The sequence below is a fragment of the Flavobacterium sp. YJ01 genome, from assembly GCF_029320955.1.
Classification (GTDB): Bacteria; Bacteroidota; Bacteroidia; order Flavobacteriales; family Flavobacteriaceae; genus Flavobacterium.
In genome coordinates, this window is the sequence record NZ_CP119757.1 from 5,426,931 (window position 1) to 5,442,031 (window position 15,101).

Consider the following 15,101-nt stretch of genomic DNA (forward strand, 5'->3'; position numbering starts at 1 on the left):
TCGGTTATAAATTTCAGTAGTGTCTTTTTTTACAGGATCTTTTTTGGTCTTACTTATCTGAGCATATCCTCCTTGTAAACACAAGCACAATAAAATAAGAAACAATATTTTTTTGTTTAAAGACATTAGGATAATTATTCTGCAGATAGTTATATTAGTTATGAATGTAAGAAATAATAAAGAGATTATTGAAATTCCCTTTGTTTAATTTTCGGCTGTAGCTTTTTTTGCTCGCCATCTAAATTTTCGAGGTACGTGATTTCCCATCAAATAGCCCCAAGGAGCGAGAGATTCAATTCTGTCAAATATGATTTTTAAGATTGCTAGGAGCGGAATTGCTAAAAACATTCCGGCAATTCCAGCAGCCGCGCCTCCAACAATAATTCCCATAATAGATACAAATGCATTGATTTCTACTTTCGAATTGATAATTAGAGGAACCAACAAATTATTGTCTATAAACTGAACAATTATATTAACGATAAGAATTCCTAATATCATAGAAAATTCAGCAGATCCGGTTAATGAAGCCAAAACAGTAATAATTCCAGCAACTAAAATTCCGATGTAAGGAATTAAGTTTAAAATTCCCGTTATCAAACCTAATAAAATAAAATATTTAATTCCGATAATCCATAATCCCAAACTTGTCAGAACCGATACTACAATCATTTCGATAATCAAACTAACAATATAATTGTTTATTGAAACTTTAATCTGAGAAAGAATATCAACTAAAACAGGATGATTTTCTTTTCGAACTAATTTTGCTAGAAACAGTTTAAAGTGTTCTTTATATATTAAAAACAGAAATGTATAAATGATTATTATAGTGCTGTCTAAAAGCACATCACTTATTGATATAATAAATGAGCCTAATTTAGCTTGACCAGTTTTTACAGAATCTTTGGTCATATTATCTAAATATTTCTTTTGATCTCCGATGCTAATCTGAAAATTCTCCCTAATAAACTTATGAATATCAATTATAAAAGAGTTGGCATTCTTTTTTATAGTCTCGAAATCATTTGCCATATTCGTTACTTGATAAGATATAAAAACCAAAATTCCGATTATAACCGATAGAAAAATTAATAGACATATAATTCCTGCAAGATGTCTAGGAAACTTTAATTTAGTATTCAAAAAAGTAAAAATAGGCAACAATAATACGGCAAACAAAAATGCCAGTAAAACAGGAGTTAAAATATCTTTTCCGACACAAAAAATAAAAGCAAAACAAATTAAAGTTACAAGAATAAAGGCAAGTTTTGCATAAAAAGGTAAAGTAATAGGTCGAGTCATTTTTTAATGAGGTTTAGCTAGATTTATTAAACAAATATTACACTTTATTTGTCTTTTTATGTTCTAGCTTTTTAGCCTGCACTTATAAAATTCCCATTCTATATTTTAATCAAAAAATTCTCTTTCTTCGTATTTGGCAGGGATTATAGAAATTCCTTTTTGAAGCAAAAGGTTGTTCGGAAAGATTATTTTTTCTCCTTCTTTTGTTTTTAAACTTACATGAAAAGTATTAATGTCTTCAATTTCAGCTTCAATAGGGAAATCTTTATCGTGAATTTTTATGGTATCTCCAATTCTAAAAGGAAAAGAGAAAAATAAAATCATTCCAGAAGTCACATTGCTTAAAATAGACCATTGTGCAAACATTGCCACGCCTATAACAGTTGCGATAGAAGAGATTGTGAAGAAAATATCCTCTGTTTGAACGCCCCAGATTACGATTAAACTTGTTGTTACCAAGATGTTCATCAAAATATTAATGTATTTGATAACCAAATTGGTTCGATGCTCGAATAATTGACTTGTAGCAGCAAAACGTCTTATTAAATTAGCAATTACTACTCGAAGAACAATTAATACAACAATAAGAATTAGGGTTACTAATATTTCGCGACTATACTCTTTAAAAGAAAACATATTTAAATTTTTACACTAATGTAGTCAAAAATTCATAAACTTTGGCTGTCGGAAGTCCCATAACATTAGTATAAGAGCCTTCAACTTTTGCAACTGCCATAAAACCAAACCATTCCTGAATCCCATAAGCACCAGCTTTATCGTAAGGTTTGTAGTTTTCGATATAATATAAAATCGCTTCGTCTGATAGATCGTTAAAAGTTACTTTAGTGATGTCATGCAAAAGAGTAGAAGAATCGGTAGTTTTAAAACATACAGAAGTGATAACCTCGTGCGTTGCATTTGACATTGACTTAATCATTTCGAAAGCTTCTTCGGCATTTTTTGGTTTTCCTAATGCTTTGTTTTGATGCCAAACGATGGTGTCGCTTGTTACTAAAATTTCATTTTCTTTTAATTCGCCTTCAAATGCTTTTGCTTTAAGTTCAGCCAAATAATCTGTAATTTCGGCAGCTTTCAATTCGGGCGGAAAGATTTCTTCAACGTCTTTTAACCGAATTTCAAATTCAAGATCTAAATCCTTAAAAAACTGCTGTCTTCTAGGCGAACCTGAAGCTAAAATGATTTTATATTTTTTTAATTTTTCTTTAAGCATTGTATTTGATATTTAAGGAGATAACCAAAATTGATAGAATTCCGAAGAATAAAATAAGTTTTAAAATAGTACTCAAATGATGAAAATCTTTTTGAGATTTGGCGCTGAAAATCTTTACAATGAAATATAATAAAGGTGCTAAAACGGTAACAAAAGCATAAAATATTACAATGTAAAGCTTGTTTTGCATGAAATAAGTATTGCTGTAAAGCGCTAAAAGAATAAAAGCAATAATTGCAAATCCTAAAGCTATTTTTGCTGCTCTGTTAATTCCAATAGCAATTGGTAACGTATTCATTCCTTGATTGTAATCTCCATTTACATCTTCAATATCTTTAACAATTTCACGAATAAAATTAATCATAAAAGCAAACAAAGCATAGTCGGTCAAGATCGAAAAAAGACTTGCCATTTGCGCTTGATTTTCTAAAGTTGTTGCTGGAAAAAGATCAAAAACGCCTATAATTAATACGCTTATTGCAAGAAGCGCAGCAACTACAAAATTTCCTAAAATCATAATCTGTTTTAAAGATGTAGCGTAGAAATATAATAATGAGGCAATTAAAATAAAAAGTGAGGCAAAAGTTGGTCTATGAATGATGTTAGACAATAAAAAACCGATTGCAACACCCGAAACATTTAGCGCTATGTAAATGTTAAAAGCGGCAGTTTCACTTATTCCTTTTCCAACAACGACATCGTTTGGTTTATTGATGCTGTCTGTTGCAACATCATAAATATTATTAATTGCATAACCCGCAGCAGCTAATAAAACGGTGCTTAACACCAATAATCCATACTGTATATCAGATAATGCTAACGGAATGTTTTGCTGTTTTAAAAAAGCATAACGAAAAAGAAGCTGCATAAAAGCAAGCATCAAAAGATTTTGGTAACGAATAAGTTTTAGGAATTTCATTTTTTTGAGGTTCTGAGATGCTAAGATTCTAAGATAGTAAGGTTTTGTCTAACTGAAAACTTTATCAAATTTGCTAATTCATTAATAATTAATTAGTCGTGTTTCCCATTAAAATACTCCATCCATTTTCCTTGCACTTTCATTACTTGTTCGATAACATCTCTAACAGCGCCTCGTCCGCCTTTTACGTGTGATATATAGCGACAGATATTTTTAATTTCTGGAACAGCATCTTGTGGGCAAGTAGGAAGTCCAACCAATTTCATAACATGAAAATCAGGAATATCATCTCCCATATAAAGCAAATTTTCGTGTGAAATATTGCTTGTTTCAACGAATTCTTTTAGCGTTTTTACTTTGTCTGGAGTTCCTAAATGAATATCGTTGACACCTAGATTGCGTAAACGAATGCGAACACCTTCATTGCTTCCGCCAGAAATAATGCATACATTGTAACCACTTTCAATTGCTGCCTTTATTGCATAACCATCTCGAATATTCATTGTTCTTAACATTTCACCCTCGTTGGTTACAAAAACAGAACCGTCTGTAAGTACGCCGTCTACATCAAAAACAAACGTTGTGATGTCATTCATTATTTCTTTATAACTTTTTGCCATTATGCTGTATAGATTGTGTTAGAATTTTATAGATATTTTTTTTGTTTTCGTCTTGTAAAAATGCCAAATGCGCCTCTGTTGTATTCGAATCATGACGTTTGGCTGGTCCTGTTTGGGCATCGACAGGATCGAGCGTATTTATTTTGTCTGCAGTTTCCTGAATTAGAGGTTTTAAAATAGCAAAAGGCAACTGGTTTTCTTCGCAGATTTCTTGTCCCAAATAGTATAAATGATTTGTAAAATTGTTTACAAAAACTGCCGCCACATGAAGTGCTTTTCGCTGTTCTGAACTTATTAAATAAACAGCCGTAGAAATACTTTTAGCAACTGTTTCTAAGAGTTTGAAATCGGCTGTATTTTCTGCTTCTAAACAGAACGGAATTATCGAAAAATCAACTTCTTTAGTTTTAGAAAATGTTTGAAGCGGATAAAAAACGCCACGTCGATTTTTTTCATTTAATATTTCTATAGAAGATGTTCCTGAAGTGTGAACAACAAGCTGATTATTAAACGGAAGTTGCTCCGAAACTTCATTAATTGCATTATCAGAAACTGCAATAATATGTAAGTCAGCAGTTTGTAATTCGCTTAAATCGGTTACAATCTTTTCAAATTCAACTAAATGATGCACAGCTTCTCTCTTTCTAGAAAAAACCTGTTTAATTTCAACAATTTTGCTGTCGCGAAATGCCTTTATTAAATGTTGGGCAACATTGCCGGAACCGATTATAGTTATCTGAATCATAAAAGCAAAATTAGTATTATTTTTTTAATGCAATAAGTATGAAAAGTATTGATAAGGGATTTTCGAAATTTTTATTGTTATTGAGCTGTATCTTTTTCATTTTGAATTATTACTATCACATGACAAAAAAACTAGCGTCGTAAAAAAGCTCTATTTTTGTAGGTTTAAACTTTCTCTATTGTCAATTTGTTTGAAAAATAAGCCTTAATTTTGGTTTTTATTAACAAAACTCCGAGTCTGCAAATCAACATTTTTAAGTACTTTTGTGCCACTTTTATACAATGTAATTCCTAAGAAATGGATAAAAAAATATTCTCTTTTTTGTTTTCTACACGATTAATGGCCGTTCTTTTTTTAACATTCGCAATTGCAATGGGTGTTGGAACTTTTATCGAAAGTAAATACAATACCGATACGGCTAGAATTCTAATTTACAATACTTGGTGGTTTGAAGCTATTATGGCCATCTTTATGCTTAATTTCTTCGGAAATATTAAACGTTATCAATTGCATAAAAAAGAAAAATGGGCGACACTTTTACTGCATCTTGCCTTTGTTTTTATCCTTTTAGGCGCTTTTATTACACGATATATAAGTTATGAGGGAATGATGCCAATCCGCGAAGGTTCGGCAGAAAACCAAGTTTACTCAGACAAAACATTCCTAACCATTTTTGTTGATGGAGAATATAAAGGTGAAATGAAAAGAAGAGTTTTTGAAAAAAGTCTTTTACTTTCTCCAGTAACCAATAATGATTTTACCGTTTCCGGAAAATTCGATCAAACTCCTTTTGAAGTTACCTATTCTAATTACATTATGGGAGCAAAAGAAGTTGTAAAACCAGATGCAAACGGAACTTTATACTTAAAATTAGTAGAAGCAGGAGCAGGCGGACGTGAAGAACATTACCTGAAAGAGGGTGAAGTTCAGAACATTCACAATGTTTTATTTGCTTTAAATAAGCAGACTGACGGAGCTATTAATATTAATACAAAAGGAGAACAATACACTATTCAAACTCCATTTGAAGGAGAGTTTATGCGAATGGCAGATCAGCTTAAAGGTAAAGTCACGAAAGATGATGTACAGCCATTAATGATGCGTTCTTTGTATAGTATTGGCGATATAAGAATTGTATTTCCAGATCCGCCAATGAAAGGAAAAGTAGATTATGAATCCAATAATGATTTTAAAGCAAAATCTCATTCTGATGCCTTAGTGGTTAAAGTAAAAGCTGAAGGGCAGGAAAAAGAAGTAATGCTTATGGGATCTAAAGGTCAAGTTGGAGAAGCTAAAACAGTTAAAATAGGAAACATTGAGTATTCTTTATTTTATGGAAGTAAAGCTTATGTTTTGCCTTTCAAAGTAAAATTGAATGATTTTATCGCGACCAAATATCCAGGTACAGAAAAAAGTTATTCTGCTTTTGAAAGTAAAGTAACTGTTCTAGATTCTACAGAAACATTTAATGCCGATATTTATATGAATCACGTTTTAGATCATAAAGGATATCGTTTCTTCCAGTCTTCATTCGATCCAGACGAAAAAGGAACAGTTTTATCTGTAAACCATGATTTCTGGGGAACAAATATTACTTACTTCGGATATTTTCTATTATATATTGGTTTAATGGCAATTATGTTTACTAAACATTCTCGTTTTGGAGATTTGAAAAAGAAATTAGATAATGTTCAAAAAAAGAAAGAAAAGCTAATTACAATTTTAGTTTTATTGATTGGTTTGAATGGTTTCGCGCAACAAACACCTCATGTTCATTCGCACGATCACGATCATGATCACGCTCATTCTGCAGATCCAAATGATCACGCAAATCACGTGACTGCTCCGCCAAGCCAAAAACAATTAGATTCTTTATTGACTATTTATAAAGCGCCAGAATCTCATGCCGCAAAATTTGGCCGCTTGATTATTCAGGATGCAGGAGGAAGAATGAAACCGATTAATACGTTTTCTTCTGAATTGCTCCGTAAAGTAAGCCATAAAGATACTTATAACGGAATGAACTCGGATCAAGTATTCTTGTCTATGACACAGTATGCTCAGGTTTGGATTCAGATTCCATTGATTTATATTAAATCAGGAAATGATAGTATTCGTAAAATTATCGGAATTGATTCTAAAGATCAATATGCTCCGTTTGTAAAATTCTTTGACGAACAAGGAAATTATAAATTATCTCCATATTTAGATTCAGCTTATAAAGTAGCAAATCCGAATAATTTTGAGAAAGATTTTATCGAAACGGATAAAAAAGTAAACTTAATGGAATCTGCTTTAAGCGGTAGCATTTTAAAAATATTTCCAGTTCCGAATGATCCAAATCATAAATGGGTTTCTTTCTTAGAACGAGAAAGTGCTGGTTTTAAAGGAATGGATTCTACTTACGTAAAACAAATTCTGCCTTTATATTTTAGTGCTTTAAATAACGGTTCTATTGCGAAAAACTTTGATACAGCAGATAATTTAGTTGAAAGTATCAATGGTTTTCAAAAGAAATTTGGGGCAAAAGTAAGACCAAGTGAAGAAAAAATCGATGCGGAAATTGCTTACAATAAGTATGATGTTTTCAAAGTATTGCCTTATTGGTATATTACCGTATCAATCTTGATGTTGATGTTTACGATTCTTAATATTTTCTTTGAGAAAAAATGGCTTCGTATTACCGTAAATGCTTTCCATATTATGGTCGGATTATTATTTGCGCTTCATACATTAGGATTAATTGCACGTTGGTATATTTCTGGCCACGCTCCTTGGAGTAATGCTTACGAATCTATCGTATATGTGGCTTGGGCTACAATGTTCTTTGGATTGGCTTTTGACAGAAAATCTAAATTAACAGTTGCTTCAGGTGCTTTCGTTACCGCTATGATTTTAATGGCGGCTTATATGAACTGGATTGATCCGGAAATTGCAAACTTACAGCCAGTTCTTAATTCTTATTGGTTAATGATTCACGTTGCGGTTATTGTTGCTAGTTATGGTCCAACAGCATTAGGAATGATTTTAGGTTTTGTAGCATTGATTTTGATTTTCTTTACAACAGAGAAAAATAAAGCCAAAATGGAATTACACATAAAAGAGGTTAGTTACATCAACGAAATGTCTTTAACTATTGGTCTTATTATGTTGACAATTGGTAACTTCCTTGGAGGACAATGGGCAAATGAAAGCTGGGGACGTTACTGGGGTTGGGATCCAAAAGAAACTTGGGCTTTAATATCGATTATGGTTTATGGTTTTGTAATTCACGCTCGTTTTGTTCCTGCTTTAAGAGGAAAATGGTTCTTTAACTTAATGAGTATGTATGCTTTTATTTCGATTTTGTTTACATACTATGGCGTAAATTTCCATTTAGTTGGTTTACACTCGTATGCAAGCGGAGAAGCGCATTCTTTAAATTGGATTTATTACTGTTTAATTACAATTTCTATAATTGGAGCTGTTACTTATCCAAAATATAGAAAATACTATAAAACCAAAAAAGTAAAAAAATAAGTCTCTAAAATTAATTATTGATTCGAATTAAAAAAGCTCAGTTTAATGCTGAGCTTTTTTTGCGGTTTGACAAATGAAAAAAACTTCAACGGACCGAAATATTGCCCTTAAATATGTCGCTCCGCTGGCGCTTTATTCCGTGTATCTTTTCTTTCTATAAATATTTAGCTTCTTCGAAGCTTAGCAAAAAAAAAGAGCTGTTATAGTTAAAACAGCTCTTTTAAATTTTATACAAAATTAATTTTTAAACTTTTCCTAAAGTATAAAGTTGTTCCATTGTAGGAGTCAAACTTCCTCCAGCTGGCTCCAATGTGATTCCGAATGCTTCAGCAGAATCGGTTTGGCTTACAGCAAAAATTTTCTGTGAATTTCCTTCAAAATTATCCAATAAACCAATGCTTGTTGGAGTAAGAACCGGACTCAACTTAAGAGACCAAACTTGGTAAACCATTCCTTTTGGAGGTGTTGGTAAACCTGCAGCATCAATATAAGTTGTTTTAGTTTCTTGATTCCAATAAACTTTTGCGAAAGATTTTGGAGATACAGCTTGACCACCAAGAGTTACACCAGTATTTTTAATGTCTCTTACAATAGTTAAGCTTTTCTTGATTTCTTTATTTTCCTGACCTAAATAAGCATAATCTCTTTGGATTTTGTTTTTTTCATTTCCAACTGTAGAAATAGCTTCTTTTGTTTTTGTCAGTTCCATAGTTTGATATCCTAAACCTAACAATAGTAAAACAGCAGCTGCCCAGCCCACATATTGCGACCAGTTTGAAGCTGGTTTCATGTCGACTACTTTACCGTGCTTCAATTCTAAGCGAGCTTTTATCTTCTCAAAGTTTTCTACAGAGTGGAAAGGAGAGAAGCTTGATGATAAAGCAATTATGGCTTTTTCTATCGAAATAATTTCCTGATCAACATCAGTATTGTTTTTTGCCAGTTCAGCAATTTCAAGATTTTCTTTTTCGCTTAATAGGCCGTAAACATACAGCTCTAATATACCTGATTCTATATATTCTTGTGCTTCCATTATATTTTTAAATAATTACGTAAATCGTTAATACAGTTTCTGTTTTGAGTTTTGATAGTTCCCAGTGGCATTGCCAATTCTTCTGAAGCTTCTTGCTGGGTATATCCTTTAAAGAATAATAAATTAATTATCTCGATACATTTTGGTTTCAGTTTCTTTACGAATTCCTGAATTCCAATCGCATCAATTTTATGAGTTAATTTATTGCTCTCATCTAACAGATTTACGAAATTATCTGAGGAAAGGTTTTTTTGACTGTTATTAAAGTTTTTAGAACGAAGTTTATCGATCGATGTATTTCGTGCAATATTAAGGATCCAAGTGTAAAATCGTCCTTTACTTTCGTTATAAGAATCGATGTTTTTCCAAATTTTGACAAAAACGTCTTGCAGAACATCTTCTGCTTCTTCTCGATTTTTAATTAAGACATGAATGACTGAAAACAAACTTTTAGAGTACATATCATATAAATGTGTAAAAGCTTTTTCGTCTTTTTTGTAGATTAAAACTAACAATTCTTCTTGACTCATAGATTTGGATTTTTAAGTTTAAACATTAATAGCTAGATGTTATTGGGTAACTGTTATAAAGGTAAATTATTTTTTTTTATTTTTTTTTATTTTTTTTTGTAGTCCTAAACCTAGAAAAATCAAGGGTTTTGAAAAAAAAGATGAATTTTTTTACTTTTTTTTAAAACCAAAAACAATCCAATTACGTAAATCTAATTATAAACGTGAGAAACATCTTAAAGAAATTAAAAGAGGAATTGCGAAATAATAAAACTGTTGTAAGATCCAACTTAAAAATGGAATTATGGATAGCAAAATAATTAAAATATTAATCGTTGGATTAACAGCAGTTTTATCATGGAGTAGTTTTTCTAAAAATGATTTTTTTAAATCAATTTCTCAAAGTAAGAATAGCTTGAAAACTGAAATAAAGAATTAATAAAAGGACTCAATGATGAATCTATTAAAAATATTCGTTTTACTTGCTTTTATTATGCTGTTCATTTCAATCTATAAGCAATAATTAAAGATAGTACGTTCTAAAAAAGATAAGAAGATATTAGTGATTTTTAATAGTTGATGCACTCGGACTTCCAGACCGAAGATTTTTTTAATATGTCACAACAATTACAAAGAGTTTAGATTAGATAAATACAAGCCATTTGAAAATATTTTGAAACAAGTGTGGCATTTAGGGGTTAAAAAGATTTTCACAATAACCGAGGCATCAACTTTTTAAAGCATAAAATACATTATATATAAAAGATTGCATAATAATTAATTCATGGTTTGATTTGTTTGTATGGGGGGAAGCCTAACGTCTGATTAACGTTAGGCTTCATTTTTTATTTAACTTTTGATTGGCAAAATTTGTGACTAGAAAATAGTTTTAATGAAATGTATTTTAGCTAATTTTATAAAAAATTATCAGATGAAAAATATAGCAATTTTAGTTTGGAGCGCATTATTTATGATAGCTTCGCAAGTTCAGGCTCAAACGAGTCATAAACCAAAAAAAGAAATTATGGCAAAAGAAACAATTTATCAATTTAAAGTTGAAGATTTATCAGGAGATACTTTTGACTTTGCATCTTTGAAAGGCAAAAAAATCATGATTGTCAATACGGCTTCAAAATGTGGTTTAACACCTCAATACAAAGATTTAGAAGCTATTTACAAACAATATAAAGATAAAGGTTTTGTAATTGTAGGTTTCCCGGCAAACAATTTTGCTTCGCAAGAACCTGGAACTGCTAAAGAAATTGAAACTTTCTGTCAGCAAAACTATGGTGTAACTTTTCCGATGATGAACAAAGTTTCTGTAAAAGGAAGCGATATGTGCGAAGTTTATAAATTCTTGACAGAGAAATCTAAAAACGGTTTGCAAGATTCTGAAGTAGAATGGAATTTTCAAAAATATTTGATCAATGAAAAAGGAGAATTGGTAAAAGTAATTAAACCAAGAACTTTAGTAACAGATCCGGAAGTTATTAATTGGATTAAAAGTTAAACTATAACTATCTAAACCAAAAAATCCACAAAATTGATGATTCAAGTTTGTGGATTTTTTTTTGAGGTTCAAAGAGGCAAAGTGACAAAGTTGCAAAGTTTTTTAAAATTTATTCTTGCGAACTTTTGCGTAAACCATTGCGGTCTTTGCGGTTAATTTACACCAAAATCAACTGCATAAAAACCAAATCTAGCCAATGATCAAATTTATAACCAACTTCGCGGATTGTTCCAGTTGCAACAAAGCCAAATTTTTCGTGAAAAGCAATACTTCCAGCATTATCAGCATCAATAGCGCCAATCATAACGTGATAGCCTTGTTCTTTTGCCAAATGAATTAATTCTGTCAAAAGCTTAGAACCAATTCCTTTTCCAACAATGTTATCGACTACATAAACAGAATGTTCTACAGTATATTGATAGCCTATTTTTTCGCGAAATTGTCCATAGCTTCCAAAACCAACCACTTCGCCATCTAAATCAGCAACAACAATCGGAAGATTTTTAGCTGTTTTATCTTCAAACCATTTTTTTTGAACTTCTAGAGTCTGAATTTCGTAGCTATAATTGGCTGTTGTATGTAAAATGGAATGATTTACAATTTCTAGTATTTTTTGTAAATCGTTTTCAGTTGCCGGTCTTAAAATAATGCTCATTGGTAATTATTATATTATTTTTTGTTTAGTTCTGTTAGTAGCAAATCGGTTTCTTTAGAATCCCAACCCATTTCTTTTGCAATGGTTTTGGCTTTTTTAGCATATTCTAAAGCTTTCTTTTTGTCTTTTATTTTGTTGTAAAGTTTAGCTTCTAATAAACTTCCATCATAAGAATTATTTAATTCTAAGGAATGATTAACCCAAAAAATAGCTTTTTTTAAACTTTCTGTATCGTTAATATGTTTGAAATAGGTGTTTCCAATTTCCTTTAAGAAACTAGCGTCGTTCCAAACTAATTTTTGAGTGTCTTCAAGAGTTACTTTTTTATAAAAGTCCCATTTTTCAGTTCTTTCAGCCAAAGTTAAATCATATTTAAAAACCAAAGAATCTGTTTTTTGAAGACGTATAGATTTGGCAATTTCTCTTTGTTTATAATAATTTACAGTATCTAAATTATCAACAAGCGGACGAAGCAACTCATTTACAATGTTTTCAATCTTTTTATCAACTCTGCTTTGCGAAGCTGCAGCCGCAAATTCTTTTTGATGCTGTAAAACAAACTGAAATTCTCTCGATTTAATATCTGTAACACCATTTGCAATAACTCTCCAATTCAACTCGCTAATTAATTGTTTGTCAGATTGTGTATTTAAATAAATATGCGTTGCTGGAGATAATTCTGTTCTGTCTTTTCCTTTTTTTAAAGTATTCAAATAAGTGAAAAAATTATCAGAATTACTTGGATCTGCCATAAATTCTTTCTCTAAATAAGGCAATTGCATTTTTGGATTTAGAGAATATTGAAGTTCATTTAAAAATTCTGCTTTTTTCATTTCTCCTTTCAAAGCATAAATTAAATTTTCGTTAGAATCTAAAAACAAGAAAGTTGGCAAAGATTTGGTTTTGAATTTATCCTTTAAAGCAATTCCTTCTTCTTTTTCAATATTTTTATAAGTACAGATAAAATTCTTATTCAAGAAATCTTTTACGGCAGAATCGTTTAAAACCTCGCTTTTCATCAAATTGCAATGCGGACACCAATCTGCATATAACATTACAAAAAGAGGTTTAGATTCTTTTCTAGCCGTTTCTAAAGCAGTTTTGTACGGAATATCGACAGGAACAAATTGATTTTGAGAAATAACGGTTTGAAAAGTGACTGCTAAAAAGGCTATAAGTAAGAAACGCATATCGAGTTGGCTTTTATTAATTATTCGATTTTACAAATATATTTCCTTTTTCGGGAAAGAGCCTTAATATATTCCTAATTATAATTTAAATGAACTGCGAAGTTTGTAACTTTGTATGCAACATGAAGAAAATCGAGATTACAGATTTTCTTTCTAAAAAAGTAATACACGACTAGAATGATTTACCCCAAAATAGCGCTTGCACAAAGCATTATCGAAATTTTATCTGCCAAAGGGATTGTCAATATTATTATTTCTCCAGGATCTAGAAATGCACCCTTAACCATCGGATTTGCTCAAAATTCTAATTTTAAATGTTATAGCATCGCAGACGAACGTTGTGCCGCTTTTTTTGCTTTAGGAATTGCTCAGCAAACCAAAGAGCCAACTGCAGTTGTTTGTACTTCTGGATCAGCTTTGTTAAATTATTACCCAGCTTTTGCAGAAGCTTTTTACAGCCAGATTCCGCTAATTGTGATTTCTGCAGATCGTCCGCAGAATAAAATAGATATTGGCGATGGACAAACCATTCGTCAAGAAAATGTTTTTGCAAATCATTCTGTTTTTAATGCTAATTTGACAGAAGATGCTTCAGATGAAAATGATTTAAAAATCAATTTAGCAATAGAAACTGCTATTCGATTAAAAGGTCCCGTTCATATTAATGCTCCTTTTGAAGAACCATTATATGAAACTACAGAAGAGCTTTCGGTGCAACCAAAAATTACAAATCAGGTTGAAGAAGTTACTGAAAAAGTGATCAGAAACAGTGATGAAATTATTTCTGTTTGGAATAATGCCAAGCGAAAATTAATCTTAGTCGGAGTAAATGAAGCTAATGTTATAGAAAAAGAAATTATCGAAAATCTAGCTTTAGATCCTTCAATTGTGGTTTTGACAGAAACTACGTCTAACTTACATCATCCAAATTTTATTAATTCAATTGATACTTTAATTACGCCTTTTGATGATTCTGATTTTGCAGCATTTAATCCTGAAGTTTTAGTGACTTTTGGTGGAATGGTAGTTTCAAAAAGAATCAAAGGATTTTTAAGAAAATACAAACCAAAACATCATTGGCATATTGATACGCTTCGTGCTTATGATACGTTTGGTGCATTGACTAAACATTTTGAAATGCAACCAAATGATTTTTTCAAAGATTTGCTTTCTAAAACATCTTTTGTAAAAAGTAATTATTTCAAAAACATCGATACTGTTTATAAGTCGAGATTAAATAAAAGAAAAGAGTATTTAAGTCAAATAAATTTTTCAGATTTTAAAGTGTTTGAAAAAGTAATAGAATCTCTTCCTATAAGCAGCCAGCTTCAAATTAGTAATAGTTCTGCGATTCGTTACGCCCAATTAATTGATATTGATGAATCAATTGAAGTTTTTTGCAATCGTGGAACCAGCGGAATCGATGGAAGTACTTCTACAGCAATCGGAGCAGCAGTTGGAAATGAAAAACAAACAATTTTCATTACAGGAGATATTAGCTTTTTATACGACAGCAATGCGCTTTGGAATGCGTACATCCCTAGTAATTTCAAAATCATTATTGTAAATAATGGAGGAGGAGGGATTTTTAGAATCCTCCCTGGACATCAAGAAAAGCCTGTTTTTAATACTTATTTCGAAACTTCTCACCATTTAACTGCTGAACATTTGGCTAAGATGTATGGATTTAATTATTTAAAAGCTTCTGACGAAAAATCATTACAAAATGGTATTCAGGAAATGTATAGTCAAAATGATATTCCCGTGATTTTAGAAATTTTTACTCCAACAACAGAAAATGATAAAGTTCTGAAACAGTATTTTAAACAATTAATATAGTTTGTAAGTTAAATATTGTTAAAAAT

The 15,101-nt window shown here is 31.0% G+C and carries 14 protein-coding genes; 4 read left to right on the top strand and 10 right to left on the bottom strand.

Annotation, left to right across the window (positions count from 1 at the left end):
- Positions 1-204: 204 nt before the first annotated feature.
- The 6 genes from P0R33_RS23240 to P0R33_RS23265 all read right to left on the bottom strand — a co-directional run bounded on the left by P0R33_RS23240 (position 205) and on the right by P0R33_RS23265 (position 4,820).
- Positions 205-1,305 carry an AI-2E family transporter gene (locus P0R33_RS23240; protein ID WP_276173472.1) on the bottom strand — a complete coding sequence of 367 codons (1,101 nt, stop codon included), beginning with the start codon at positions 1,303-1,305 and terminating at the stop codon, positions 205-207.
- A gap of 105 nt (positions 1,306-1,410) precedes the next feature.
- A complete protein-coding gene (locus P0R33_RS23245; RefSeq protein ID WP_276173473.1) occupies positions 1,411-1,941 on the bottom strand; it encodes a mechanosensitive ion channel domain-containing protein in 531 nt (176 codons plus the stop codon).
- A gap of 10 nt (positions 1,942-1,951) precedes the next feature.
- Positions 1,952-2,536 carry a Maf-like protein gene (locus P0R33_RS23250; protein WP_276173474.1) on the bottom strand — a complete coding sequence of 195 codons (585 nt, stop codon included), beginning with the start codon at positions 2,534-2,536 and terminating at the stop codon, positions 1,952-1,954.
- Positions 2,529-3,455, bottom strand: a complete 927-nt coding sequence (locus tag P0R33_RS23255) for a geranylgeranylglycerol-phosphate geranylgeranyltransferase (RefSeq protein ID WP_276173475.1) — start codon at positions 3,453-3,455, stop codon at positions 2,529-2,531. Before P0R33_RS23255 ends, P0R33_RS23250 begins: the two co-directional genes overlap by 8 nt.
- Positions 3,456-3,547: 92 nt before the next feature.
- Positions 3,548-4,075: an HAD-IIIA family hydrolase gene (locus P0R33_RS23260; RefSeq protein ID WP_276173476.1), complete on the bottom strand. Its 528-nt coding sequence runs from the start codon at positions 4,073-4,075 to the stop codon at positions 3,548-3,550.
- On the bottom strand, positions 4,059-4,820 hold the full coding sequence (locus P0R33_RS23265; protein ID WP_276173477.1) for a Rossmann-like and DUF2520 domain-containing protein: 762 nt from the start codon (positions 4,818-4,820) through the stop codon (positions 4,059-4,061). Before P0R33_RS23265 ends, P0R33_RS23260 begins: the two co-directional genes overlap by 17 nt.
- Positions 4,821-5,117: 297 nt before the next feature.
- On the opposite strand from P0R33_RS23265, the gene ccsA reads away from it, so the two are divergent.
- Positions 5,118-8,339, top strand: a complete 3,222-nt coding sequence (gene ccsA, locus P0R33_RS23270) for a cytochrome c biogenesis protein CcsA (protein WP_276173478.1) — start codon at positions 5,118-5,120, stop codon at positions 8,337-8,339.
- Positions 8,340-8,583: 244 nt separating this feature from the next.
- Here ccsA and P0R33_RS23275 read toward each other — a convergent pair whose 3' ends face one another.
- Entirely contained in the window at positions 8,584-9,372 is a 789-nt protein-coding gene (locus P0R33_RS23275) for an anti-sigma factor (RefSeq protein WP_276173479.1), read from the bottom strand.
- Positions 9,372-9,902, bottom strand: a complete 531-nt coding sequence (locus tag P0R33_RS23280) for a sigma-70 family RNA polymerase sigma factor (protein WP_229355940.1) — start codon at positions 9,900-9,902, stop codon at positions 9,372-9,374. The genes P0R33_RS23275 and P0R33_RS23280 overlap by 1 nt, the downstream gene beginning before the upstream one ends.
- A 283-nt stretch (positions 9,903-10,185) precedes the next feature.
- Between P0R33_RS23280 and P0R33_RS23285 the strand changes: the two genes are divergently transcribed.
- Both P0R33_RS23285 and P0R33_RS23290 read left to right on the top strand, forming a co-directional pair.
- Complete coding sequence (locus P0R33_RS23285) at positions 10,186-10,320, top strand: hypothetical protein (protein WP_276173480.1); 135 nt, start codon at positions 10,186-10,188, stop codon at positions 10,318-10,320.
- Positions 10,321-10,812: 492 nt separating this feature from the next.
- Positions 10,813-11,391, top strand: a complete 579-nt coding sequence (locus tag P0R33_RS23290; protein WP_276173481.1) for a glutathione peroxidase — start codon at positions 10,813-10,815, stop codon at positions 11,389-11,391.
- 157 nt (positions 11,392-11,548) lie between these two features.
- Here the strand turns inward: P0R33_RS23290 and P0R33_RS23295 are convergent, their stop codons facing one another.
- Together P0R33_RS23295 and P0R33_RS23300 are read right to left on the bottom strand one after the other, a co-directional pair.
- Positions 11,549-12,046, bottom strand: a complete 498-nt coding sequence (locus tag P0R33_RS23295) for a GNAT family N-acetyltransferase (protein ID WP_276173482.1) — start codon at positions 12,044-12,046, stop codon at positions 11,549-11,551.
- A gap of 14 nt (positions 12,047-12,060) precedes the next feature.
- Positions 12,061-13,236: a thioredoxin fold domain-containing protein gene (locus P0R33_RS23300; RefSeq protein WP_276173483.1), complete on the bottom strand. Its 1,176-nt coding sequence runs from the start codon at positions 13,234-13,236 to the stop codon at positions 12,061-12,063.
- Positions 13,237-13,413: 177 nt separating this feature from the next.
- Between P0R33_RS23300 and menD the strand changes: the two genes are divergently transcribed.
- Entirely contained in the window at positions 13,414-15,075 is a 1,662-nt protein-coding gene (gene menD, locus P0R33_RS23305; RefSeq protein ID WP_276173484.1) for a 2-succinyl-5-enolpyruvyl-6-hydroxy-3-cyclohexene-1-carboxylic-acid synthase, read from the top strand.
- Positions 15,076-15,101: the final 26 nt, after the last annotated feature.